The following is a 25,191-nucleotide window of genomic DNA, read 5'->3' as shown; positions in this document are numbered from 1 at the left end:
GCGTCCGCGGACGATTACCCTGTGCGTCGTGACCACCGTTCGCCTGCCCCTCTTCCCGCTGAACTCGGTGCTGTTCCCGGGACTCGTCCTCCCGCTGAACGTCTTCGAGGAGCGTTATCGCGCCATGATGCGCGAGCTGCTGAAGGCGGGCGAGGACGAGCCGCGCCGTTTCGCGGTCGTCGCGATCCGCGACGGCCGGGAGGTCGCCCCGACCGCGCCCGGCCTGCCGGACCCGACGGCGCTGCCCGAGCGGGGCCCGGCGGCGGGCTTCGGTCCGGATCCGATCCAGGCGTTCCACCGGGTCGGCTGCATCGCCGAGGCGGCGACGATCCGGGAGCGGGAGGACGGCAGCTTCGAGGTCCTGGCGACCGGTACGACGCGGGTGCGGCTGCTGTCGGTCGACGCGTCGGGGCCCTTCCTGACGGCCGAGCTGGAGGAGCTTCCCGGAGGACGCGGGCGACGGCGCGGGTGTCCTCGCGGAGGGTGTGCTGCGGGCGTTCCGCAGCTACCAGAAGCGGCTGGCGGGGGCCCGTGAGCGGTCCCTGACGGGCGCCGAGCTCCCCGACGAGCCCTCGGTGGTCTCCTACCTGGTGGCCGCGGCGGCGGTGCTGGACATTCCGGCGAAGCAGCGGCTGCTGCAGGCGCCGGACACGGCGACGCGGCTGGCGGAGGAGCTGAAGCTGCTGCGCACGGAGACGGCGGTGATCCGCCACCTGCCGTCACTGCCGGCGGTGGACCTGACCCGGGCTCCGACGAGCCCCAACTGACGCGACCGACCGACGCGACCGACGGGGGACCGATGGCGAAGAAGACGAAGCAGGCGGCCGGGACCCCGGCCGTGGTGGCGCTGACGGCGGCGGGGGTCGCCTTCACCACGCACGCGTACGAGCACGACCCGGCGCATCCCTCGTACGGCGAGGAGGCCGCCGAGGCGATGGGCGTCTCACCGACGCAGGTCTTCAAGACGCTGGTGGCGGACGTGGACGGCGTCCTGACGGTGGCGGTGGTCCCGGTCTCCGGGTCGCTGGACCTGAAGGCGCTGGCGACGGCGGTGGGCGGCAAGCGGGCGGCGATGGCCGACCCGGTCCTGGCGGAGCGCACCACGGGCTACGTCCGCGGCGGCATCTCCCCGCTGGGGCAGCGCAAGCGGCTGCGCACGGTGATCGACGAGTCGGCGACGACGCACCCCACGATCTGCTGCTCGGCGGGCCGCCGCGGCCTGGAGATCGAACTCTCCCCCGCGGACCTGGCCGCCCTCACCGGAGCCACCCTGGCCCCCATCGCCCGCCCGTAGCCCGCTCCGGCCCCGGGACACGGAGAAGGGGCGGGGGCGGGGGGGCCGCGCAGCGGCGGGGTCAGCCGGCCCACCGCCCCGGAGGGGTCAGGCGCGGGGGGCCTCCGACGCGGTCGGGCCGGTGTCGGTCGGCGGCAGCGACCGCTCGGCCGGCGGCGGCGCCGGCTGGTAGTACCCGCTCCACCCGGCCAGCGGATCCGGCTCCGGGTCCCGCGGCGTCCACAGCGCGGTGCACCCCAGGTGCAGCAGCACGGCGGTCATCGGCCAGACGAGCAGCGCCCCGTGCGCCATGAGCTCCAGCGGCGCGTCGAACGGCACGCCCTTGCCCGCCGCGGCCGCCGCGGCGGCGACGTCCTTCGGCGACGCGAGCCACAGCCCGAACCGCCACCCCGCCAGGGCGGCGAAGCCGGACCCGAGAGCGAGCCCGATCACCAGCGGCACCCCGCCGGCCCGGCGCCACAGGAACGTGCCGACGGCGCTGAGCACGCCCAGCCCCACCGACAGCAGGAAGAAGGTCCCGTCGGCGGCGATCCGCGCCTCGCTCTCGCTGTTGCGCAGGAACACCGCCTCGCCGTTGGAGACGTACTGCACGCGCGGCGCCAGCCACACCCACAGCAGTCCGAGGAGCAGCCCGGCCACCCCGACCGCGAGGGCCACGACGGCCCCGTCGCGGATGTCCGCCGGGGTGATGCCCGCGGCGGTGCCACCCGGCTTCTCGGGCGGCGACGGCGGCGGGTCGAACGGGGACTGCGGGGTCACGGCTTCGGTCACCCCCACATCGTGCCAGGTGTGGCGGGCCGCGGCGTCGGCGGACCGCGTCAGCGCACCGACGCCCGCCGGTACGCCCAGGTCGCGACGGACAGGGAGACGACCCCGACGGCCGCGCACACGCCGAGGTCGACGGTGACGGCGGCCCAGTCCGGATCCGGGGCGAAGGTCCGGGCGAAGGCCTCGACGCCGTACGTGGACGGCAGCAGGTCCCGCGCCCACACGATGGGCGCCGGCATCCGCTCGGGCGGCAGCACCCCCAGCAGCAGTGCGGCCGACATGCCGAGCTGTCCCGCGAGCGTGGCCAGTTCCTGTCGCGGGGCCAGGAGTCCCAGCGCGGCGCCGAGCCCGGCCAGCGCAGCCCCGGCCAGCGGCACGACGGCGGCCAGGATCCACAGGCCGCTCATGGGCAGGCCGAAGAGCAGGCATCCGAAGACCGCGGTGACGAGGGTTCCGGGCAGCGTGAAGGAGGCGTACGCGGCGGCCGCGCCGAGCACCACCGAGGCGGGCGGGACGGGCAGGGTGGCGTAGTGGTCGAGTCCGCCGCCGGCCCGCAGCTGCCCGAAGTACTGGGCGAGCAGGTTCAGCGCGACGAAGGCGACGACGAGCACCGAGGAGCCCGCGACGACGGCGCGGGCCTCGGAGCCCCCGTCGACGACGCCCCGCATGAGGATCATGATGCCGACGGACTGGAAGGTGGCCACGAACAGCAGCGGTATCCGCGCGACCCGGGCGCGGGACAGCTGCGCCCGGTAGACGGCGGCCAGCGAGGGGAAGAAGCGCGCGCCGGGCGCCAGCGGCGCGGGCTGCTGGTGCGCCGGTGCGGGTGCCGGTGCTGGGCCCGCGGCGCCGCCGGCCGGTGCCGGCTGCGGCGCGGCGTTCGGGACGGCGTCGGGCGCGAGCGCGGCCCCCACGGCCCCGGTCGAGCGGTCGCTCACGACTTCACCAGCCCTTTCGTCCTGCCGCCGAGGGCGAGGTACACGTCTTCCAGGCTGGGGGTGGCCAGGGTGAAGTCGTCGAGCGCGGCGAAGGCCGGGCCCCCGGTGATCGAGGCGACCGCCGTGCGTGCCTCGTCGGGCGCCAGCCGGAGCACCCAGCGGCGGCCGGACTCGACGGCCCGCTCCTGCAACCGGGCGACTTCCGGCACCTCCAGCGGAGCGCTTTCGCGCCACACCAGGTCCAGTCGTACCTCGCCGGAGACCGTCGCCTTCAGCGCGGCCGGCGTGTCGCAGGCGATGACCTTGCCCTGGTCGATGACGGCGACCCGGTCGAGGACGGTCTCGGCCTCGATGACGTTGTGGGTGACGAGGAGGACGGTCGCGCCGTGCCGGGCGCGGCGCCGGTCCACGGCGGCCCACACGGCCCGCCGGGCCACGGGGTCCATGCCGGTGGTGGGCTCGTCGAGGACCAGGACCGGCCGCTCCCCCATCAGTGCGGTGGCGAAGCAGGCGAGGCGCCGCTGGCCGCCGGAAAGCTTCTTCAGGGGCCGCTCGGCGATCGCGGTCAGCCCGAGTTCCTCCAGTACGGCGTCGCGCGCCGCGCGGGCCGCCCGCAGGTCCAGTCCGCGCAGCCGCCCGGTGGTCTCGGCGGCCAGGGCCACCGTGAGTTCGTCCAGGGCGGTGGACTCCTGCCCGAGGTAGGCGAGCAGCCGGGCGGCGCGTCCGGGGTGGCGTACGAGGTCGTGGCCGAGGAGGGTCACGCTGCCCGCGTCGGGCCGCATCAGGCCGGTGAGCTGGCGGACCAGGGTGGACTTGCCGGCGCCGTTGGGGCCGAGCAGGCCGAAGACCTCGCCGCGGCGGACGTCGAGGGTGATGCCGTCGTTGGCGCGGGTCTCGGGCAAGGCGGGGGCTCCGCGCCGTCCGCGGACCGCGGGGTACGTCTTGACCAGGTCACGCACCGTGCAGACCACGTCCGACGCCGCTCCCGCGGCCGCCGCCGTGCTGTCCTGCGCCTGTGCTGTGCCCGTACTCACGAGGGAGCAGCCTACGGGGTTCCCGCCCCTACTCGGCCGCCGGGGTCAGCGGGCCGGGCAGGTCGGCGGGTGCGGTTCCGGGCGCGGCGGCCGGTACCGCGGCGACGTGCTCGGCGGCGGCGCGGACGTCGATCTCCCTCCAGAACCCGGCGCGGATGGCGTAGCGGTCGTGCTCGTCGATCTGGTCGTCCTTGTGCGCGAGCAGGCCGAAGCGGGCGGCGTAGCGCAGCAGCTCCCCGTCGATGCGGTGCGGGATGCGCGGGTACATGGTGGCCAGTTTCTGCAGGTGCACCGTTTCCGGGAGGCGTTCCATCCAGCGCCGGGCGAACACCTGTCCCACCTCGAACGGGTCGCCGCCGACGGTGGTGATGTCCTCCTCGCGGTCGGCCCAGCGCTGTTCGGCGCTGGTGAGCTGGGCGAGGGTGGGCAGGGAGGCGGTCTCGGCGGGTTCGCCGAGGGGTCCGGCGCGGTCGATCCAGCCCCGGTCGGAGGACCAGCGCAGGGCGCTGGCGGGCGCGGGGGCACTGCTCGCGGCGGCCTGCGGGCTCCCGTGCGGGCCGCTGCCGGGGGCGCGCAGGGCTCCGGCGAGGTCCTTGGGCGTGGGGACGGTCTTCCCGCCGGGGCTGGTGGGTGCCGGTACGGGGGCTCCCTCCCGGTCGTCGTCCGCGGCGGCGGCGGCGCCGTTGCGGGCGGCTTCGGCGAGTGCGGCCTCGGGCAGCGGCGCCGAGAGGATGGCGGCGATGTCGGGGCGGGGCACGGGCGGCGGGGAGCACAGTCCGGCGAGGTCCTTGGCGCGGACGGCCCGGGTGATCCAGGCGCGGTCGAGGACGCGGCGTTCGTCGGCCTCGGCGACGAGGTCCTCGGACTGGTTGTAGTCGCCGTCGGCGGCCTGGACGGCCCACAGGTGGACGGCGACGCCGTGTTCCTTGGCGGACATCAGGCCGGGCAGCAGGTCGCCGTCGCCGGTCACGAGGACCACGTCGGAGCAGGCGCGGTTGCGGGCCAGCTCGGTGAGTTCGGCGTGCATGGCGGCGTCGACGCCCTTCTGGGCCCATCGGCCGTCGCTGCGGGTCAGGGCGCCGAGGCGGACGGTGACCCGGGACATGACGCGCAGCCTGCGGTGTTCGGGCTGGGGCACCCGGTCGGGGGCGCCGTCGAACCAGTAGATGCGCAGGAGGGGCTGCTCGGTGTCGGCTTCGGCCCGCTCGCGCAGGCCCTGGATGAGGGCGGCATGATCGACGGTGATCCGGGAGCGGGAGGGCTCCCCGGCGAGAAGGCTGGCGGCGGCGCCCAGCAGGTAGCCGGCGTCCACCAGGACGACGCAGCGGTCCACGCGTTCCACCCTCTTCCCTGGCCCTGGGGTCCCCGTTCGTTTTCCGGGGTTCCCCGAGTCTGCCCGACCCCAAGGGTGTTGAAGGCCGGAACTCGATCATCGGCGTGGCGGATCTCACGCGGCGGCGGGCAGCGGGCCCCGGCTACGCGCAGTAATGATCCAAAATGCGCGGTTTCTGGGGCTGTGTGAGTGTGAAGGCGGTCCTGGCCCCTAGACCCTCACGGAGGCTCCACCATGGCCAAGAACAAGAACCAGAAGCAGCCGGCGAAGCAGCAGACCCGCGCGGGCGGCGGGGACGCGTCGCGAGCGGAGTCGTCCCACGAGCAGTCCCAGGCGCCGAGTCCCATGGACCTGGCCCACAAGAGCAAGCAGAAGAAGTTCGGCCACAACTGACGCTCCCGGCCGGCGCCCCGCGCGCCGGCCGGTGACGAGCGGACGTGACCGACAGGGCCCGCCCGGCGGTACCGGGCGGGCCCTGTCGTGCGTACGGCGGCGCCTCCGGCGCCGGGCGGCTCGCGGCTAGCCGGCCAGGCAGGACGGGCCGAGCAGGACCTTGAGGTCGCCGAAGAGGGCGGGGTCGGGCTGGACGCGGTGCCGGTCGAGGCGCAGCACGGTGGTGGTCCGCGGTCCCTGGAGCTTGATGCGCACCTCGGTGTTGCCCTTGTGGTGGCGCAGGATCTCCCCCAGACGGGTCACCATCGGCGGGGTGACCTTGACGGTGGGGATGGTGAGGACCACGGGTGCGTTGGTGCCGGCGGAGGAGAGGTCGGGGACCATCATCTCCATGGCGACCAGGCGGGGGACGTCCTCGCGCTTGTCGAGGCGGCCCTTGACGAAGACGACGGTGTCCTCGACCAGCTGGGTGGAGACGAGCTGGTAGGTGGCGGGGAAGAACATGCACTCGATGGAGCCGGCCAGGTCCTCGACGGTGGCGATGGCCCAGGCGTTGCCCTGCTTGGTCATCTTGCGCTGGAGGCCGGAGATGATGCCGCCGATGGTGACGACGGCGCCGTCGGAGTGCTCGCCGCCGGTGAGCTGGGAGATGCCGGCGTCGGTCTTGTCGGAGAGGACGTGCTCCAGGCCGAAGAGCGGGTGGTCGGAGACGTACAGGCCGAGCATTTCGCGCTCCTGGGCGAGCAGGTAGGACTTCTCCCACTCGACGTCGGAGAACTCCACGTCGAGGCCGAAGCCCGGCTCGTCCCCGGCGCTCTCGTCACCCATTCCGCCGAAGAGGTCGAACTGTCCCTCGGCCTCCTTGCGCTTGACCGCGACCACGTTGTCGATCATCGACTCGTGGTGGGCGACCAGGCCCTTGCGGGTGTGGCCCATCTCGTCGTAGGCGCCGGCCTTGATCAGCGATTCGATGGTCCGCTTGTTGCAGACGACGGCCTCGACCTTGTCCAGGAAGTCGGGGAAGGAGGAGTACTTGCCCTTGGCCTTCCTGGTCTTGATGATCGAGTCGACGACGTTCTGGCCGACGTTGCGGACGGCGGTGAGGCCGAAGAGGATCACGTCGTCGCCCTGGGCGGCGAAGTTCGACTCGGACTCGTTGACGTTCGGCGGGAGCACCTTGATGCCCATGCGGCGGCACTCGTTCAGGTAGATCGCGGACTTGTCCTTGTCGTCCTTGACCGAGGTGAGCAGGCCGGCCATGTACTCGGCCGGGTAGTTTGCCTTGAGGTAGGCGGTCCAGTAGGACACCAGCCCGTAGGCGGCCGAGTGGGCCTTGTTGAAGGCGTAGCCGGCGAAGGGGACCAGGACGTCCCAGAGCTTCTGGATGGCCTCGTCGCTGTAGCCGTTCTTGCGCGCGCCCTCCTGGAAGATCGTGAAGTTCTTCGCGAGTTCTTCGGGCTTCTTCTTGCCCATGACGCGGCGCAGGATGTCGGCCTCGCCGAGCGAGTAGCCGGCGATGATCTGGGCGGCCTTCTGGACCTGCTCCTGGTAGACGATCAGGCCGTAGGTGACTGCGAGCACCTCTTCGAGCGGCTTCTCCAGCTCGGGGTGGATCGGGGTGATCTCCTGCTGCTTGTTCTTGCGCAGGGCGTAGTTCGTGTGGGAGTTCATGCCCATCGGGCCCGGGCGGTACAGGGCCGACACGGCGGAGATGTCTTCGAAGTTGTCGGGCTTCATCAGGCGCAGCAGGGAGCGCATGGGGCCGCCGTCGAACTGGAAGACGCCGAGGGTGTCGCCGCGGCCGAGCAGTTCGAAGGTCTTGGGGTCGTCGAGCGGGAGGGCCAGGAGGTCGATGTCGATCCCCTTGTTGGCCTTCACCATCTTGACGGCGTCGTCCATGATCGTGAGGTTGCGCAGGCCGAGGAAGTCCATCTTCAGCAGGCCGAGCGACTCGCAGCTCGGGTAGTCCCACTGAGTGATGGTGACGCCGTCGGTGTGCCGCACCCAGACGGGCACGTGGTCGGTGATCGTCTCGCTGGACATGATCACGCCGGCGGCGTGCACGCCCATCTGGCGGACCAGGCCCTCCACGCCGCGGGCGGTGTCGATGACCTTCTTCACGTCGGGTTCGTTCTCGTACATGCTGCGGATCTCGCCGGCCTCGCTGTAGCGGGGGTGCGAGGGGTCGAGGATGCCGGAGAGCGGGATGCCCTTGCCGAGGACGTCGGCGGGCATGGCCTTGGTGAGGCGGTCGCCCATGGCGTACGGGTAGCCCAGGACGCGGGCGGAGTCCTTGATCGCGTTCTTGGCCTTGATGGTGCCGTAGGTGCCGATCATGGCGACCTTGTCCTGGCCGTACTTCTCGGTGACGTACCGGATCACCTCGACGCGCCTGCGCTCGTCGAAGTCGATGTCGACGTCGGGCATGGAGACGCGCTCGGGGTTGAGGAAGCGCTCGAAGATCAGGCCGTGCGGGATCGGGTCGAGGTCGGTGATGCCCATGGCGTAGGCGACGATCGACCCGGCCGCGGAGCCTCGGCCGGGGCCGACCGCGATGCCCTGGTTCTTGGCCCACATGATGAAGTCGGCGACGACGAGGAAGTAGCCCGGGAAGCCCATCGAGATGATCGTGTCCATCTCGTACTCGACCTGCTTCATACGGTCCTCGGGGATGCCCCCGGGGAAGCGGCGGTGCATGCCGCGCATGGTCTCCTCGCGGAACCAGGTGACCTCGGTGTAGCCCTCCGGGATGTCGAACTTCGGCATCAGGTTCCGGAACTTGAACATGCCCTCGGTGTCGATCTGGTCCGCGACCAGCTTGGTGTTGGCGCAGCCCTCCTGCCAGGCGTCCGAGGAGTCGATGGCGTACATCTCGTCGGTCGACTTCAGGTAGTAGCCGGAGCCGTCGAAGCGGAAGCGGTCGGGGTCCGAGAGGTTCTTGCCGGTCTGGATGCACAGCAGGGCATCGTGGGCGCCGGCCTCGCTGGCGTAGGTGTAGTGCGAGTCGTTCGTCACCAGCGGCGGGATGCCGAGCTTCTTGCCGATCTCCAGCAGTCCGTCGCGGACCCGGCGCTCGATCTCGATGCCGTGGTCCATCAGCTCCAGGAAGTAGCGGTCCTTGCCGAAGATGTCCTGGTATTCGGAGGCCGACTTCAGGGCCTCGTCGAACTGGCCGAGGCGCAGCCGGGTCTGCAGCTCGCCGGAGGGGCAGCCGGTGGAGGCGATCAGGCCCTCGGACCACTTGCTGATGGTCTCCTTGTCCATGCGCGGCCACTTCGTGAGCCAGCCCTCGGCGTAGGCGTCGGAGGACAGCCGGAAGAGGTTGTGCAGGCCGGTGGCGTTCGCCGCCCAGATCGTCTTGTGGGTGTAGCCGCCGGAGCCGGAGACGTCGTCGCGCTTCTGGTGGGGCTGGCCCCACTGGATGCGGCGCTTGTTGCGCCGGGATTCGGGGGCGACGTACGCCTCGATGCCGATGATCGGCGTGATCCCGGCCTTCTGGGCGCTGTGGAAGAAGTCGTAGGCCCCGTGCAGGTTGCCGTGGTCGGACATGGCGATGTGCGTCATGCCCATCTCGTTGCACGCGTTGAACATGTCCTTCAGCCGTGCGGCACCGTCCAGCAGCGAGTACTGGGTGTGGACGTGCAGGTGCGTGAACGGCGTCTTGGTCACGGCGCTGGTCTCCTGGCGGCGGGGGGAGGGGGGCAGCTTCGAATCCTACGTCCCACGGGTGACAGATCACGGGCACGCAGGGGTACGGTCGGGCGTTGCAGAACCAGGGGCGCAGGTCCGGCGTCCAGTCCGGCAGAGCCCGTACCACCCCGTGCACCAGGAGGAACCCGCCATGGCGGTCCCCGAGACGAACGACGAGCAGCGCGCCGAGGAGATCCTCGACGTGTTCGACACCGCTTTCGGTGAACTGCTCGCCGCCGACCCCGCTGCCTTCCAGGTCAAGTTCCGCAAGATGGCGGCCTCGGCCTTCGCCTTCTACCGGGGCACGGCCTGCCTCTTCTACTCCGACCTGGAGCGGGACCGGCACGGCGGCCCGTACCTGGACGAGCGGACCGGCCGGGTGTGGATCCACGGCGATCTCCACGCCGAGAACTTCGGCACGTACATGGATGCCAACGGCCGGCTGGTCTTCAACGTCAACGACTTCGACGAGGCCTACGTCGGCCCCTTCACCTGGGACCTCAAGCGCTTCGCCGCGTCCGTCGCGCTGATCGGCTACACCAAGGCGCTCAGTGACGACCAGATAAGCGAGCTGGTGCGGATCTACGCGGGCGCCTACCGGGAGCGGATCCACCGGCTGGCGGCCGGCGCCAAGTACGAGGAGGTCCCCTCCTTCACCCTGGACACCGCCGAGGGCCCCCTGCTGGGCGCGCTGCGCTCGGCCCGCTCGCGCACCCGGTTCTCGCTGCTGGACTCGATGACGGAGATACGGGACTACGAGCGCCGCTTCGCCTCCGGCGGGGGCTCCGTCGAGCTGGACGCGGCGACCCGCTACAAGGTGCTGGCCGCCTTCGACGGGTATCTGGAGACGCTGCCCGACGAATCGCTGGTGCGGCCCGATTCCTACCGGGTCAAGGACGTGGTGGGCCGCCGGGGCGTCGGCATCGGCTCCGCGGGCCTGCCCTCCTACAACATCCTGCTGGAGGGGCACAGCGACGCCCTGGAGAACGACGTCGTGATCTACCTCAAGCAGGCGCAGACCCCGGCGGCGTCCCGGCACATCACGGACCGGGCGGTGCGGGAGTACTTCCGGCACGAGGGGCACCGCACGGTGATCTCGCAGCGGGCGCTCCAGGCGCACGCCGACCCGTGGCTGGGCTGGACCGAGCTGGACGGGGCGGGCCAGCTCGTCGCGGAGGTCTCCCCGTACGCGGTGGACCTGGACTGGTCGGACCTGGACGACCCGGAGGAGATCGCGGCGGTCGTCGCCGACCTCGGCCGCGCCACGGCGACCATGCACGCGTCGGCGGACGAGGCGGAGAGCGGGCAGTCCCTGGTGCCGTTCTCCACCGAGCGGGCCATCGACGCGGCGATCGCGGCGGACGAGGAGGGCTTCGCGGAGCTGCTGGTGGACTTCGCGCACGCGTACGGGGCCCGGGCGCGCGCCGACCACCAGATCTTCGTGGACCTGTTCCGCAACGGGCGCCTCACCTCCTGATCGGCCGGGTGCCCCCTGACCCGGCCCCCACAGGAACTCGTGGCACACTCGCGAGGATGGATTTTTCCGGGACGGGACTCAGAGGGCTGCGGGCCGCGCTGTTCAGCGCGCTCGTCGTGCTGCTCTCGTCCGGCTCGCACGTCCTGATGTCCCGCGTCCCGCTGCCGCCCGCGCTGGTGGCCGGGGCCTTCGCGGGCGTGTTCGTGATCGCCTACGCCCTCGCGGGCCGCGAGCGGGGCTTCGGCCCCATCGCGGGGCTCCTCGTACCGCTGGAGCTGGCCGCCGACACCGTCTTCACCGCCGGTCAGCACCTCTGCTACGGCCCGGCCGGGGGTCCCGTCGCGGGGCCGCTGCGCGCCATGGGCCTGGAGGAGCTGTGCGGGGGCACCCCGGTGGGCGGGCCGCTGACCGAGGTCACCGGTCCCGCCGCCGACGCGGCGGCGCTGCTGGCCGCACCGGGGCCGTACACGCCGTGGCTGCTGCTCGGCGGCCACGTCGCGGTGGGGCTGCTCGCCGCCGCCTGGCTGCGTCACGGCGAGCGGGCGCTGGGCCGGCTGCTGCGGGCGGTGGCGGCCTTCGCGTTCCGGCCGCTGCGGCTGGCCGCCGCGGCCGTCGCCGCGGTGGCCTGCGGGCCGGCGCGGCGGGCGCTGCGGCCGGTCCGGGCGGGCGCCGGGGCCCGTACCCGCTTCCCCGCACACTCCGTGGGACGGCGGGGGCCTCCCGTACTCGTGCTCGGTGCGCTCGCGCGCGCCTGACGCACGTACGGCAGTCCCTTCCCACGTCACACATCACGGAGATCATCATGAGTTCACGCAACAGCCAGGCGAACAAGGCGGCGGCCCGCGAGCGGCTGCGGGCCGAGCGCGAGGCGCAGGCCAAGAAGGACAGGCTCCGCCGGCAGGTCATAGTCGGCGTCGGTGTCGTCGCCGCGCTGGGGCTGGCGGGCGTCATCACGTACGGGGTGATGAAGGCCAACGAGCCCGACCAGTGGGAGAAGGCCGCCGAGGCCACCCTGGTCAAGCCGAAGAACACCGAGGGCGAGGACGGCACCACGGTCGTCGTCGGCAAGGCCGACGCGAAGAAGACCCTGGAGCTGTACGAGGACTCGCGCTGCCCGGCCTGCGCCGCTTTCGAGCAGGCGGCCGGCGAGCAGATCAAGAAGGACGTCGACGCGGGCAAGTACAAGCTCCAGTACGTCGGCGCCACCTTCATCGACAACGCCGTCAAGGGCGAGGGCTCGAAGAACGCGCTGAGCGCGCTGGGCGCCGCGCTGAACGTCAGCCCGGAGGCCTTCCTGGAGTACAAGGGCGCGCTGTACTCCAAGGAGCAGCACCCCGAGGAGACCGACGACAGCTTCGCGAAGGACGACTACCTGCTGAAGGTCGCGGACACGGTCCCGGCGCTCAAGGGCAACGCCGAGTTCAGGAAGGCCGTCGAGGACGGCACGTACGACCGGTGGGCGCTGGAGATGTCGAAGGTCTTCGACAAGTCCGGCGTGAAGGGTACGCCGACCCTGAAGATGGACGGCAAGAAGATCGACACCCCGCAGACGGCGGAGCAGTTCACGGCGGCGATCGACAAGGCCCTGCAGGGCTGATCCCGGGCATTCCGGGAAACACCCTTCCGGACCGGCCGCACCGACGGGCGGGCGAACTCCCAGAGTTCGCCCGCCCGTTGCATTCCGACGTCTGTTCCCCGGCGTGTACCCGTCGGTAATATGACCGGCCGTGACCAGTCATCTCACCCCTTCCCAGGCCGCGGCAACGCCCCGGCGCCGCACGGTCGTTCTCGCCGCGGCGGCCACGGCCACGCTGGCCCCCCTCGCCTCGCTGGGCTCCGGAACAGCCCATGCGGCGGGCACCGCACCCGCCTTCCTCCACGGCGTCGCCTCGGGCGATCCGCTGCCCGACGGCGTGCTGCTGTGGACCCGCGTCACCCCCACCCCCGAGGCCGTCCCCGGTTCCGGCCTCGGCCCGTCCGTCCAGGTGGGCTGGGAGGTGTCCTCGGACCAGGCCTTCTCCCGGGTCGTCGCCGGGGGGACCGTCACCGCCGGCGCCGCCACCGACCACACGGTCAAGGTGGACGTGCGCGGGCTCCAGCCGCAGACGCCCTACTGGTACCGCTTCACCGCGGGCTCGGCCGTCTCCCCCGTCGGGCGCACGCTGACCACCCCCGGCCACGACGTGACGACCCCGTCGGTGCGCTTCGGCGTGGTCTCCTGCGCCAACTGGGAGTCCGGCTGGTTCTCGGCCTACCGCCACCTGGCCGCCCGTACGGACCTGCACGCGGTCCTGCACCTGGGCGACTACATCTACGAGTACCAGTCCGGGGGCTACCCTGAGGCCAAGTACACCGTGCGCCGGCACGAGCCGGAGCACGAGATCGTCTCGCTGGCCGACTACCGCACCCGGCACGGCAAGTACAAGACGGACGCCGACCTCCAGGCCCTGCACCACGCGCACCCCGTCATCGCGATCTGGGACGACCACGAGTTCGCGAACGACATGTGGTCCGGCGGCGCCGAGAACCACACCCCGGGCGCCGAAGGCGACTGGGCGGCCCGCGCCGAGGCCGCCAAGCAGGCGTACTTCGAGTGGATGCCGGTACGGACCTCCACCGCCGGCACCGTCTACCGCAGGCTGCGCTTCGGCACGCTCGCCGACCTCCACCTGCTGGACCTGCGCTCCTTCCGCTCGCAGCAGACCAAGGTGGGCAGCGGGACGGTGGACGACCCGGAACGCACGATCACCGGGCGCGCCCAGCTGGACTGGCTCAAGTCCGGCCTCGCGAACTCCAACGCGACCTGGAAGCTGGTCGGCACCTCGGTGATGATCTCGCCGGTGGCCTTCGGCTCACTGCCCGCGCACCTGCTGGGGCCGCTCACCAAGCTGCTCGGCCTGCCCGAGGGCGGCATCGCCATCAACGTGGACCAGTGGGACGGGTACACGGACGACCGCAAGGAGCTGCTGGGCCACCTGAAGGACCGCAACGTCAAGAACACGGTGTTCCTGACCGGCGACATCCACATGGCCTGGGCGAACGAGGTCCCGGTCAACATGGCCACCTACCCCGGATCGGGCACGGCGGCGACCGAGTTCGTCGTCACCTCGGTGACCTCCGACAACCTCGACGACATCCTGCACGTACTGCCGGACACCGTCTCCCTGGTCGCCGAGACGGCCATCAAGGCCGCCAACTGGCACGTGAAGTGGCTCGACATGGACGCGCACGGCTACGGCGTGCTGGACGTGACGCCGGAGCGGTCGCAGATGGACTACTACGTCATTTCCGACAAGCGCCGGCCCGGTGCCACGTCCGCCTGGTCCCGCTCCTACCGGACCCTGAACGGGACCCAGAAGGTGGAGCGGGTGCACCAGCCCGTCCGCTGACCGACGGTCAAATCTGTTGCGACATGGGGCGCCCGGGACATACCAGGCGCCCCCTGTGCGCACTCGGCAACAAATCTTTTACGTACGACCCTTGACCTGAATATGTCATGCACACATAAGCTTCGCGCCAGCCGAAGAAGATCTTCGGGCCACCACCCCCCACCACCCCCCACCCGCGAGGAGCACACGTGCGCGCGAACGCCCGCATATCCCCCCTTCTCCGCCGCCGCCTGATGGGCACGGCGGTTCTGGCCGGAACCCTTGCTTTCACCCCGCTTGCTGCCCCCACCACGCTCGCGGCCGCCAAGACCCCCGCCGAGGCGTGCGCCGACCAGGCCGCCGCCCCCGCCAACGCCCGCGTGACCCGCGCCCACGACGAGCACGCGGACGAGCCGAACGAGCTCACCGACGCGCAGGCCAAGGCCATGGACGCCGACCTCAAGTCGAAGCTGGACAAGGCCCTCAAGAACCAGCCGCAGCGCAGCCTCGCCGCCGCCGAGGCCGTCGTGAACATCCCCGTGTACTTCCACGTCGTGCACTCCGGCGCGGCCGGCAAGCTCACGGCCACCGACGTCAGCAAGCAGCTCGCGGTCCTCAACGCCGCCTACGGCGGCCAGGGCACCGGCAACGTCAACACCAACTTCCAGTTCACGCTGGCGTCGACCGACTACACGGACAACGCGTCCTGGTACAACCTGGCCTCCGGCTCCCAGGCCGAGAAGGACATGAAGAACACCCTGCGCAAGGGCGGGCCGGGCGCGCTCAACTTCTACACCGCCAAGCTCTCCGGCGGCCTGCTCGGCTGGGCGACCTTCCCGACCTCCTACGCCTCCAGCCCCAAGATGGACGGCGTGGTCGTGCTGGACAGCTCGCTGCCCGGCGGCTCCTCCGCCAACTACAACGAGGGCGACACCGCCACCCACGAGGTCGGCCACTGGCTGGGGCTGTACCACACCTTCCAGGGCGGCTGTAACGGCAACGGCGACTACGTCTCCGACACCCCGGCCGAGAAGAGCGCCGCGTACGAGTGCCCGACCGGGCGCGACAGCTGCGCGAGCAAGCCGGGCGCGGACCCGATCCGCAACTTCATGGACTACACGTACGACTCCTGCATGTACCAGTTCACGGCCGGCCAGGTGGCCCGCATGAGCAGCAGCTGGACCGCGTACCGCGCGGGCTGACCCCCGCGACGGGGAGGGCCCGGTCCGGCGTCCGCCGGGCCGGGCCCTCCCCCGTGTCCCTAGAGGCTGTCGAGGAAGCCGATCGCGGTCTTCCAGGCCTGCTCCGCGGCCTCGGCGTCGTAGTCGTCGAGGTCCGGGTCGGTGAACAGGTGCCCGGCACCCGGGTAGCTGTGGACCTCGACGTCCGCACCGGCCCGCTGCATCCGCAGGTACCAGGCCGTCAGCCAGTCGTGCGGCTCGAAGGGGTCCGGGTCCGCGATGTGCAGCTGCACCGGGAGCTCGTCCACCGAGGCGCCGTCCTCCAGGTCCGCCGTCCCGTGCAGCAGGAGCAGCCCGCGCGCCTTCTCGTCGGCCAGCGCCAGGTGCTGGGCGAGGGAACCGCCGAAGGAGAAGCCCGCGTAGACCAGCCCCCGGTCGGAGTGCGGGGCCGCGGCCAGCACCGCCCGCTTCAGCAGTTCGTCACGACCGATCTCGTCCCGGTGGGCCATGCCCTCCTCGACGGTGTCGAAGGTGCGCCCCTCGAAGAGGTCCGGCACCTGGACCTGGTGACCGGCCGCGCGCAGCCGGTCGGCCGCCGCGTGCACCGCGGGCCGCAGCCCGTACGTCGAGTGGAAGAGCATGATGTTCATGCCTCCATCGTGCCAGCCCTCCCGGGTCCCCGGACGCCACGGCGGCGATGCTGCTGACCTTCCCGCCGATGCGTGCGGTCGGCGCGTCGGTGCCGGCCCCGGCGGGCGTCCTCGGCACCACACCGCACACGGTCCGCACACGGTCCGGATCTGCGGCGTGGTCACCGCCGACGAGGCCTGCGACCTCTGGACCCTGCGCTGCGCGGTCCGCGAGCGGCTGATCACCTGGCTCGGAAACGCCTCAGGGCGCGCGCAGGCTGCGTACGTCGAGGTGGCGCAGCACCCGGTCGACGACCTCCGGGTCGGAGCCGGGCTCGCTGCGGGCGGCCAGCACCTCGTGGCGGGCGGCCGACATCATCTCCCGCTGGATCCGCTGGACGTCGTGGAGCCGCTGCACGCGCTGCGCGTACGCCTCGCGCCGTTCCTCGTCGACCATGTCGGGGCTGATCCTGGCCCCCACGTCGTACGCGCGCCGGCTCAGCTGCTCCAGCAGGTCCTCCGGCAGTTCCTCGGTCGCCTCGATCTCCTTCAGCCGCCGCTTCGCGGCCTTGGCGGCGCGGATCGCCAGCTGCCGCTCGGCGTCGCGCCGGGCGTCGGTGTCCTCCTCCACGCCCAGGCGCCGCACCAGCCACGGCAGGGTCAGCCCCTGGCACACCAGGGTCACCATGATCACCGCGAACGCGATGAAGATGATCTCGTCCCGTGCGGGGAAGGGCTCGCCGGAGTCCGTCCTCAGGGGAATGGCCAGGGCCAGGGCCACCGAGGCCACCCCGCGCATCCCGGCCCACCACATCACGACGCTCTCCCGCCAGCTGAGCGGGATCTCCTCGTCGTAGTCGCGCCGCTGGTGCAGCTTCTTCGCGAGCCATCCGGCGGGCAGCAGCCAGGCCAGCCGCACGCCGACCACCACGGCGACGACCACCGCCGCCCATCCGGCCATCTCCCACTCCCGGTCCTGGGCCGTCCCGAAGACGTTGTGCAGCTCCAGCCCGATCAGCCCGAAGGCCACGCCGGTGACCAGCGTGTCCACGACCTCCCAGAAGGTGTGCCCGGCCAGGCGCCCCAGCACGTCGTCGGCGTCGGAGGCGTACTCGGCGAGGAACAGGGCAGTGGTCAGCACGGCCAGCACCCCGGACCCGTGGAGTTCCTCGGCGAGGACGTACGACACGAACGGCACCAGCAGCGTCAGGCCGATCTGGAGGGTGGCGTCGCCGAGCCGTCCCATCAGCCGGTGCGTGGTCCAGCCGAGGGCCAGGCCGACGACCACGGCGACGACCGCCGACAGCACGAACTCGCCGAGCGCGTCGGGCCAGGAGAAGCTGCCGCTGACGGCCGCGGCGATCGCCACGTGGTAGAGCACGATGGCCGTCACGTCGTTGAAGAGCCCCTCGCCCTCCAGGATCGACACCATGCGGCGGGGCAGCCCGAGCGAACCGGCGACGGCGGTGGCGGCGACCGGGTCGGGCGGGGCCACGAGCGCGCCGAGCGCGACGGCGGCGGCGAGCGGCAGCGCGGGCACCACGGAGTGGGCGACGGCGGCCACGGCGGCGGTCGTGACGAACACCAGAGCCACGGCCAGCAGCAGGATGGGCCGGACGTTGGCGGCGAACTGCCGCCACGAGGTCCGCTGCACGGAGGCGTACAGCAGCGGCGGCAGCACCAGCGGCAGGATGTATTCGGGCGGGACCTCGACCTCCGGCACGGCCGGCACCAGGGCGAGGACCGCCCCGCCGAGGGTCATCAGGACCGGCGCGGGCAGCCCCAGCCGGTCCCCGAGCGGCACCATGACCACGGCCCCGAGGAGGAGTACGAAGAGCAGAGCGAGCTGATCCACTCCCCCACCCTGCCAGGCCGCTGCGCCTGGCCGGGGCGGTGTGTACCGGGGCCCGCGTGTCGGGCCCCGGCCCGAACCCCGGACGGCGCCCCGGACCCCGGGGCGGAGCCCCGGTCCTTCGGCTTCGCCGGCCTTCGAGGCGGTCCCCGGGAGCAGGGCCGCAGGGCTACGGCAAGGGGCGGCGCATCGCGCGGTGGGGGATGCCCGCGTCCTGGAACTCGGGGCCGTGGGCCACGTACCCGAGCCGCTCGTAGAAGCCCAGCGCGTGGGTCTGCGCCCCGAGGTCGACGGCGGTCAGACCCAGCCGGACGGCCTCCGCCTCGATCGCGCGGACCAGCAGCCTTCCCACGCCCAGTCCGCGCGCGGACCGGGCGACGGCGAGCCGTCCCAGCGAGCCGACCCCCGGGGCGCCGGTCTTGCCGAGGGCCGCCGGCCCGTGCAGCAGGCGGCCCGTTCCCAGCGGGTTCCCGTCGGCGTCCACGGCCAGGACGTGCACCGCGTCCGCGTCGTACGCGTCGTACTCGACGGACTCCGGGACCGACTGCTCGACCACGAAGACCTCGGACCGCACCGCGAAGCAGGCCTTCAGGTCCTCCTCCGAGACGGCGACCCGGACCTCGACGGGGGAGGTCACTCGCTCTCGGCCCGGATCACGTCGAGGGCGTGCTGGAGGTCCGCCGGGTAGGTGCTCTCGAACTCCACCCACTGGCCGTCCGCCGGGTGCTCGAAGCCCAGCCGGACCGCGTGCAGCCACTGCCGGGTGAGCCCGAGCCGCTTCGCGACGGTCGGGTCGGCGCCGTAGGTCAGGTCGCCGACGCACGGGTGGCGGTGCGCGGACATGTGCACGCGGATCTGGTGCGTACGCCCCGTCTCCAGCTTGATGTCCAGCAGCGAGGCGGCGCGGAAGGCCTCGATCAGGTCGTAGTGGGTGACGGACGGCTTGCCGTCCTGGGTCACCGCCCACTTGTAGTCCGCGCTCGGGTGACGGCCGATCGGCGCGTCGATGGTGCCGCTCATCGGGTCGGGGTGGCCCTGCACGAGGGCGTGGTAGCGCTTGTCGACGACGCGCTCGCGGAACTGGTTCTTCAGGGAGGTGTAGGCGCGCTCGGACTTGGCGACGGCCATCAGGCCGGACGTGCCGACGTCGAGGCGGTGCACGATGCCCTGGCGCTCGGACGCGCCGGAGGTGGAGATGCGGTAGCCCGCGGCGGCGAGACCACCGATGACGGTGGTGCCGGTCCAGCCGGGGCTCGGGTGGGCGGCGACGCCCACGGGCTTCATGATGACCACGATGTCGTCGTCGTCGTGGACGATCTCCATGCCCGGGACCGGCTCGGCCACGACCTCGACGGGCCGCGGGGGTGCGGGCATCTCGACTTCGAGCCAGGCACCGCCGTGGACGCGCTCGGACTTCCCGACGACGCTGCCGTCGACCGACACCTTCCCCTCGGCCGCGAGCTCGGCCGCCTTGGTCCGGGAGAAACCGAACATACGGGCGATGGCGGCGTCGACGCGCTCGCCTTCGAGGCCATCGGGAACGGGCAGGGTGCGGATCTCGGGAATCGTACTCACCCGTCGAGTATGCCGGACGGGGCGGACGGGCCGTCCCTCGATCGCTCCCGCGGTCAGTCCTTGTGGACGGTGCCGTCCGGGTCCAGGCCCTTGAACGACAGCAGGACGATGAGGATGCCGCCGCACACGATCGCCGAGTCGGCGATGTTGAAGACGGCGAAGTGGGCCGGCGCGATGAAGTCGACGACCGCCCCGCGGAACACGCCCGGCGAACGGAAGATCCGGTCGGTCAGGTTGCCCAGCGCACCGCCCAGCAGGAGGCCCAGGGCGATGGCCCACGGCAGGCTGTAGAGCTTGCGGGCCAGGCGCACGATCACCACGATGACGGCCGCCGCGATGGCGGTGAAGATGATCGTGAACGCCTCGCCGAACCCGAAGGCGGCGCCCGGGTTGCGGACGGCCTCGAACTTCAGCAGGTCACCGATGATCTCGATCGGCGGCTGGTGCTCCAGCTTCGCCACGACCAGCATCTTGGTGCCGAGGTCCAGCAGGTAGGCGAGTACCGCCACGACGAGCAGTGCCGCGATCCGCCGACGCCCCTTGGGCGCGGCCGACTCCGGCTGGGCGTCGTCCCCGACCTCCGGCGTACCGATGATGCGCTCCGCCTCTGCCACGTGAGTCCCTCGAACTAGCCGACCCAGGCTTCTCCTGGACCCTGACCAGACGAGGGTACGTCAGGCCCCGGACACCCCCTAGTGCCGCCCGGTGCCGCCTAGTGCCGCCGTTCCTGCTTCTGCTTGCAGTCCACGCACAGCGTGGCCCGGGGGAAGGCCTGCATCCTGGCCTTGCCGATGGGCTGCCCGCAGTTCTCGCAGAGCCCGTACGTGCCCGCCTCCAGCCGCTCCAAGGCCCGCTCGGTCTGCTCCAGCATCGAGCTGGCGTTGGCAGCGAGTGCCAGCTCCGACTCGCGCGTGATGTTCTTGGTGCCCGTGTCGGCCTGGTCGTCGCCGGCGCCGTCACCGGAGTCCCGCATCAGGCCCGAGATGGCCACCTCGGAGGCGTCCAGCTCGGCGCGCAGCCGCAGCACCTCGGACCCCAGCTCCGCCCGGGCCTCCTCGACCTCCTTGGGCGTCCACGGGTCCTCCCCGGGGCGTACGGCGAGTTCGCCGGGGGCCGCGGCCGCCGCCGTGACCCCGGTCCTGGGCAGGCCGCTGGTGGCGGCCGCAGCCGTCTTCCTCGCCGCACCGGTGCTCTTCTTGGCAACCACGTTCCGCACTCCCGTCTCCTTCGCGGCGTGCGCCGCCCCCTCGGCTCCGGCCTTCTTGGCCGCAGCCGTCCGCTTCCCGGCGGCGGTCGTCTTCTTCGCGGCCGGGGCCGTCGTGTCCGCCGCGGCCGTCTTCTTCGCCTTCGCCGAAGCCTTGGTCGCCGGAGCCTTGGTCGCCGGAGCCGCCTTCGCCGCCGCCTTCGCCGCCGCCTTTTTCGCCGGAGCCTTCTTCGCCGGAGCCTTCTTGGCGGCCGCCTTGCGGGCCGGCGTCGCCTTCTCGGCGGGAGCCGGGTCCCCGGAGACCGCTGTCTTCTTCGCCACCATGGCCGCGGCCCCTTCACATACCGTGATATTGCTCGCGAATCGTGCCGGAACGATAAATCGGCTCCGCCCCCGCGGCAACGGGGCACGCATCCGTCGAGGTCAACCTGCATCCGTTGTGCCCATCCGGAGGCCCGGTAATCCGCCCCTCCCGCCCCACCCGGTCCCCGAGCGGCGCCGATGGCCCGTTCGGGTCACTCCCGGTCCGCCGGCTCCCCCCGGCCGCGGCCCCGCCACGCCGTGGCCGGGGGGAGCCGCACGCGCCCCCGTAAACCGGTCCGCCGGGTGCCCTCCCGGCCCGTACACTGGGCCCAGCGAAAGGCATGGACGGGGACGAGTAGCGTCGGACGCAGCCAGGAGCGACCCGGGGACGGTGAGAGCCCGGGGGCGAGCGCGACGTGAAGGATCACCCCTGAGCCGTCGGAAGAAAGCCGCGGGTCCCCCGCAGGGCGAGTAGAACCGGCTTCGCACCCCAATGAGGGGGCCACCGGATCCGTCCGGCGGCCAAGGAGGGTGGTACCGCGGGAGCAGCAGTCGGCTCTCGTCCCTCCGGACGGAAGTGACACCCCGCCGGAGGAAGAGTTCAGCCTCATGACCACACCGCCGCAGTACCGCCCGGTACCCGCCCAGGTCGACCTGCCTGCCCTCGAGCACGCGGTCCTCGACTTCTGGCGCGAGAGCAAGACCTTCGCCAAGACCCTGGAGCAGTCCGAGGGCCGCCCCGAGTGGGTCTTCTACGAGGGCCCGCCCACCGCGAACGGCATGCCCGGCGCGCACCACATCGAGGCCCGCGTCTTCAAGGACGTCTTCCCCCGCTTCCGCACCATGCGCGGCTACCACGTGGCCCGCAAGGCCGGCTGGGACTGCCACGGCCTGCCCGTCGAGCTCGCCGTCGAGAAGGAGCTGGGCTTCAACGGCAAGCAGGACATCGAGGCGTACGGCATCGCCGAGTTCAACGCCAAGTGCCGCGAGTCCGTGACCCGGCACACCGACGCGTTCGCCGAGCTCACGACCCGCATGGGCTACTGGGTCGACCTGGACGACGCCTACCGGACCATGGACCCCGAGTACGTCGAGTCCGTGTGGTGGTCGCTGAAGGAGATCTTCAACAAGGGTCTGCTGACCCAGGACCACCGCGTCGCCCCCTGGTGCCCGCGCTGCGGCACCGGCCTGTCCGACCACGAGCTGGCCCAGGGCTACGAGACCGTCGTCGACCCCTCGGTCTACGTCCGCTTCCCGCTGACCTCCGGCCCGCTCGCGGGCGAGGCCGCGCTGCTGGTCTGGACGACCACCCCGTGGACCCTGGTGTCCAACACGGCGGTCGCGGCCCACCCGGAGGTCCCGTACGTCGTCGCCACGAACGGCGAGGAGAAGCTGGTCGTCGCCCAGCCGCTGCTGGAGAAGGCGCTCGGCGAGGGCTGGGAGGCCACCGGCGAGTCCTTCACCGGCAAGGAGATGGAGCGCTGGACGTACGAGCGCCCCTTCGAGCTGGTCGAGTTCCCCGAGCCCGCCCACTACGTCGTGAACGCCGAGTACGTCACGACCGAGGACGGCACCGGTCTCGTCCACCAGTCCCCCGCCTTCGGCGCCGACGACCTCGCGGTCTGCCGCGCGTACGGCCTGCCCGTCGTGAACCCGGTCCGCCCCGACGGCACCTTCGAGGAGGAGGTGCCGCTGGTGGGCGGCGTGTTCTTCAAGAAGGCCGACGAGAAGCTGACCGCCGACCTCGACGCGCGCGGCCGGCTCTTCAAGCACATCGCCTACGAGCACAGCTACCCGCACTGCTGGCGCTGCCACACGGCCCTGCTCTACTACGCGCAGCCGTCCTGGTACATCCGCACCACCGCCGTCAAGGACGCGATGCTGCGGGAGAACGAGAAGACCAACTGGTTCCCGGACTCCGTCAAGCAGGGCCGCTTCGGCGACTGGCTGAACAACAACATCGACTGGGCGCTCTCCCGCAACCGCTACTGGGGCACCCCGCTGCCGATCTGGCGCTGCGAGGAGAACCACCTCACCTGCGTCGGCTCCCGCGCCGAGCTGGGCGAGCTGTCCGGCCAGGACCACTCGGACCTGGACCCGCACCGCCCGTACATCGACGACGTCACCTTCACCTGCACGCACGAGGGCTGCTCCCTCGAAGCGGTCCGCGTGCCGGAGGTCATCGACGCCTGGTACGACTCGGGCTCGATGCCGTTCGCGCAGTGGGGCTACCCGTACAAGAACAAGGAGATCTTCGAGAAGCGCTACCCGGCGCAGTTCATCTCGGAGGCCATCGACCAGACGCGCGGCTGGTTCTACACGCTGATGGCGGTCGGCACCCTCGTCTTCGACAAGTCGTCCTACGAGAACGTGGTCTGCCTGGGTCACATCCTCGCCGAGGACGGCCGCAAGATGTCCAAGCACCTGGGCAACATCCTCCAGCCGATCCCGCTCATGGACCAGCACGGCGCGGACGCGGTCCGCTGGTTCATGGCGGCCGGCGGCTCCCCGTGGGCGGCCCGCCGCGTGGGTCACGGCACGATCCAGGAGGTCGTCCGCAAGACCCTCCTCACGTACTGGAACACGGTCGCCTTCCAGGCGCTGTACGCCCGTACGTCGAACTGGGCCCCGTCCGCGGCCGACCCGGCCCCGGCCGACCGCACGGTGCTGGACCGCTGGCTCCTGTCGGAGCTGCACGCCCTGGTCGCCGAGGTCACCGAGGCGATGGAGTCCTACGACACCCAGCGGGCCGGCAAGCTCCTCTCCGCCTTCGTGGACGACCTGTCCAACTGGTACGTCCGCCGCTCGCGCCGCCGCTTCTGGCAGGGCGACGCGGCCGCGCTGCGCACCCTGCACGACGTGGTCGAGACCGTCACCCGGCTGCTCGCCCCGCTGACCCCCTTCATCACGGAGCGGGTCTGGCAGGACATGGTGGTCCCGGTCACCCCGGACGCCCCGGAGTCGGTGCACCTCTCGACGTGGCCGACGGCCGACACCTCGGCGATCGACCCGACCCTGTCCCAGCAGATGCAGCTGGTCCGCCGCCTGGTGGAGCTGGGCCGTGCCACGCGCGCCGAGTCGGGCGTCAAGACCCGCCAGCCGCTCTCCCGGGCCCTGGTCGGCGCGGTGGGCTTCGACGCGCTCTCCCCGGAGCTCCAGGCCCAGATCACGGAGGAGCTGAACGTCTCCTCCCTGGCCTCGCTCTCGGAGGTGGGCGGGTCCCTGGTGGACACCACGGCGAAGGCCAACTTCCGCGCGCTGGGCAAGCGCTTCGGCAAGGGCGTCCAGGACGTCGCGAAGGCGGTGGCCGCGGCCGACGCCGCCGCCCTGTCCCTGGCGCTCCGCTCCGGCGAGGCGTCGGTGGAGGTGAACGGCGAGCCGGTCACCCTCACCCCCGAGGAGGTCATCATCACGGAGACCCCGCGCGAGGGCTGGTCGGTGGCGTCCGACTCGGGCGCGACGGTCGCCCTGGACCTGGAGATCACCCCGGAGCTGCGGCTGGCGGGCCTGGCCCGTGACGCGATCCGCCTGATCCAGGAGGCCCGGAAGAACTCCGGTCTGGACGTCGCCGACCGGATCGCCCTGCGGTGGTCCTCCGCGGACCCGGAGGTCGTGACGGCCCTGACGGACCACGCGGGCCTCATCGCGGACGAGGTGCTCGCCACGGACTTCGCGTCCGGCGAGGCCGACGCCGCCTACGGCGACCCCTTCACGGACGAGTCCCTGTCCCTGACCTTCCGCCTCCGCAAGGCGTAACCCGCCCGAACCGGCCCGCCCTTCCCCTCCCGGGGGGGGCGGGCCATTCGCGTCCCCGGGTCCGCCCCGGTGGCCGCGCCTCAATCGCCGGCGGGGCTGGGTCCGGCTCCGGCCGGGCGGGGGTGGGGATGCGGGGCCGCCGGGGGGTGTCTCCTCGGCTCGCGCGGTTCTCGGGGTCACCGGCTGTGCCCGGTGGTGCGCGCTCGTCCTGCGGGGACACCCCCCACCGTCCCCACACCCCCACCGGCCGCACACCGGGGCCGTGGGGTGGGGACACTCCGGGGCTCCCCGCAGGACGAGGCGCGACCACCGGGCACAGCCGGGACACGCCCGCACGCGCCGAGCCGAGGAGAGCCCCCGGAGGGGCACCACCCCACCCGAAGCCACCACCAGGAC

At 72.1% G+C, this 25,191-nt stretch carries 19 protein-coding genes and 1 pseudogene; 9 read left to right on the top strand and 11 right to left on the bottom strand.

Translation table 11 applies throughout. The annotated features are described in order from the left end of the window. Positions 1–28 precede the first annotated feature (28 nt). Positions 29–767, top strand: a pseudogene (locus AC2RP6_RS28360) (LON peptidase substrate-binding domain-containing protein). Positions 768–799: 32 nt separating this feature from the next. Further along, entirely contained in the window at positions 800–1,294 is a 495-nt protein-coding gene (ybaK, locus tag AC2RP6_RS28355; protein WP_486448745.1) for a Cys-tRNA(Pro) deacylase, read from the top strand. An 87-nt stretch (positions 1,295–1,381) separates the two neighbouring features. On the opposite strand, the gene AC2RP6_RS28350 is transcribed toward ybaK, so the two are convergent. From AC2RP6_RS28350 to AC2RP6_RS28335, 4 genes are read right to left on the bottom strand one after another with little or no spacing between them, the layout of a single operon-like run. After that, positions 1,382–2,065 carry a hypothetical protein gene (locus AC2RP6_RS28350; protein WP_486448744.1) on the bottom strand — a complete coding sequence of 228 codons (684 nt, stop codon included), beginning with the start codon at positions 2,063–2,065 and terminating at the stop codon, positions 1,382–1,384. A gap of 47 nt (positions 2,066–2,112) precedes the next feature. Then, positions 2,113–2,976, bottom strand: a complete 864-nt coding sequence (locus tag AC2RP6_RS28345) for an ABC transporter permease (protein ID WP_486450476.1) — start codon at positions 2,974–2,976, stop codon at positions 2,113–2,115. A gap of 20 nt (positions 2,977–2,996) precedes the next feature. After that, entirely contained in the window at positions 2,997–4,034 is a 1,038-nt protein-coding gene (locus tag AC2RP6_RS28340) for an ABC transporter ATP-binding protein (protein ID WP_486448743.1), read from the bottom strand. Between the two features lie 28 nt (positions 4,035–4,062). Then, the gene (locus tag AC2RP6_RS28335) at positions 4,063–5,376 is read right to left on the bottom strand and encodes an NYN domain-containing protein (RefSeq protein ID WP_486448742.1); all 1,314 of its coding nucleotides are present in this window, start codon (positions 5,374–5,376) and stop codon (positions 4,063–4,065) included. 225 nt (positions 5,377–5,601) lie between these two features. On the opposite strand from AC2RP6_RS28335, the gene AC2RP6_RS28330 reads away from it, so the two are divergent. Continuing rightward, positions 5,602–5,760, top strand: coding sequence for a hypothetical protein (locus tag AC2RP6_RS28330; protein ID WP_486448741.1), 159 nt, complete (start codon positions 5,602–5,604; stop codon positions 5,758–5,760). A gap of 126 nt (positions 5,761–5,886) precedes the next feature. Here the strand turns inward: AC2RP6_RS28330 and dnaE are convergent, their stop codons facing one another. Further along, positions 5,887–9,429, bottom strand: coding sequence for a DNA polymerase III subunit alpha (dnaE, locus tag AC2RP6_RS28325; protein WP_486448740.1), 3,543 nt, complete (start codon positions 9,427–9,429; stop codon positions 5,887–5,889). A gap of 172 nt (positions 9,430–9,601) precedes the next feature. On the opposite strand from dnaE, the gene AC2RP6_RS28320 reads away from it, so the two are divergent. From AC2RP6_RS28320 to AC2RP6_RS28300, 5 genes are all read left to right on the top strand, one after another. Further along, positions 9,602–10,927, top strand: a complete 1,326-nt coding sequence (locus AC2RP6_RS28320) for a DUF2252 domain-containing protein (protein ID WP_486448739.1) — start codon at positions 9,602–9,604, stop codon at positions 10,925–10,927. A gap of 56 nt (positions 10,928–10,983) precedes the next feature. Beyond that, positions 10,984–11,682, top strand: a complete 699-nt coding sequence (locus AC2RP6_RS28315; protein WP_486448738.1) for a hypothetical protein — start codon at positions 10,984–10,986, stop codon at positions 11,680–11,682. A gap of 47 nt (positions 11,683–11,729) precedes the next feature. Then, positions 11,730–12,524, top strand: coding sequence for a DsbA family protein (locus AC2RP6_RS28310; RefSeq protein ID WP_486448737.1), 795 nt, complete (start codon positions 11,730–11,732; stop codon positions 12,522–12,524). A gap of 130 nt (positions 12,525–12,654) precedes the next feature. Beyond that, complete coding sequence (locus tag AC2RP6_RS28305) at positions 12,655–14,316, top strand: alkaline phosphatase D family protein (RefSeq protein ID WP_486448736.1); 1,662 nt, start codon at positions 12,655–12,657, stop codon at positions 14,314–14,316. Between the two features lie 233 nt (positions 14,317–14,549). Next, positions 14,550–15,497, top strand: coding sequence for a zinc metalloprotease (locus tag AC2RP6_RS28300; protein WP_486450475.1), 948 nt, complete (start codon positions 14,550–14,552; stop codon positions 15,495–15,497). A 59-nt stretch (positions 15,498–15,556) separates the two neighbouring features. On the opposite strand, the gene AC2RP6_RS28295 is transcribed toward AC2RP6_RS28300, so the two are convergent. The 6 genes from AC2RP6_RS28295 to AC2RP6_RS28270 form a co-directional block, all read right to left on the bottom strand. Beyond that, positions 15,557–16,126 (bottom strand): dienelactone hydrolase family protein, encoded by a 570-nt coding sequence (locus AC2RP6_RS28295; protein ID WP_486448735.1) that lies wholly within the window; start codon positions 16,124–16,126, stop codon positions 15,557–15,559. Positions 16,127–16,367: 241 nt separating this feature from the next. Further along, positions 16,368–17,960, bottom strand: a complete 1,593-nt coding sequence (locus AC2RP6_RS28290) for a Na+/H+ antiporter (protein WP_486448734.1) — start codon at positions 17,958–17,960, stop codon at positions 16,368–16,370. 166 nt (positions 17,961–18,126) lie between these two features. Beyond that, positions 18,127–18,594, bottom strand: coding sequence for a GNAT family N-acetyltransferase (locus AC2RP6_RS28285; RefSeq protein ID WP_486448733.1), 468 nt, complete (start codon positions 18,592–18,594; stop codon positions 18,127–18,129). Next, the gene (locus tag AC2RP6_RS28280) at positions 18,591–19,532 is read right to left on the bottom strand and encodes an RluA family pseudouridine synthase (RefSeq protein ID WP_387127653.1); all 942 of its coding nucleotides are present in this window, start codon (positions 19,530–19,532) and stop codon (positions 18,591–18,593) included. Before AC2RP6_RS28280 ends, AC2RP6_RS28285 begins: the two co-directional genes overlap by 4 nt. Positions 19,533–19,585: 53 nt before the next feature. After that, positions 19,586–20,146: a signal peptidase II gene (lspA, locus tag AC2RP6_RS28275; protein ID WP_356813203.1), complete on the bottom strand. Its 561-nt coding sequence runs from the start codon at positions 20,144–20,146 to the stop codon at positions 19,586–19,588. 98 nt (positions 20,147–20,244) lie between these two features. Then, the gene (locus AC2RP6_RS28270; protein ID WP_486448732.1) at positions 20,245–21,060 is read right to left on the bottom strand and encodes a TraR/DksA family transcriptional regulator; all 816 of its coding nucleotides are present in this window, start codon (positions 21,058–21,060) and stop codon (positions 20,245–20,247) included. A 588-nt stretch (positions 21,061–21,648) separates the two neighbouring features. Here AC2RP6_RS28270 and ileS point away from each other — a divergent pair. After that, positions 21,649–24,795, top strand: coding sequence for an isoleucine--tRNA ligase (gene ileS / locus AC2RP6_RS28265; RefSeq protein WP_486448731.1), 3,147 nt, complete (start codon positions 21,649–21,651; stop codon positions 24,793–24,795). The last annotated feature ends 396 nt before the right edge of the window (positions 24,796–25,191 follow it).

It is taken from the genome of Streptomyces sp. WAC03905, assembly GCF_057371075.1.
Note: the sequence above shows the minus strand (reverse complement) of the source record. Positions and strands in the feature narration are given on the sequence as shown.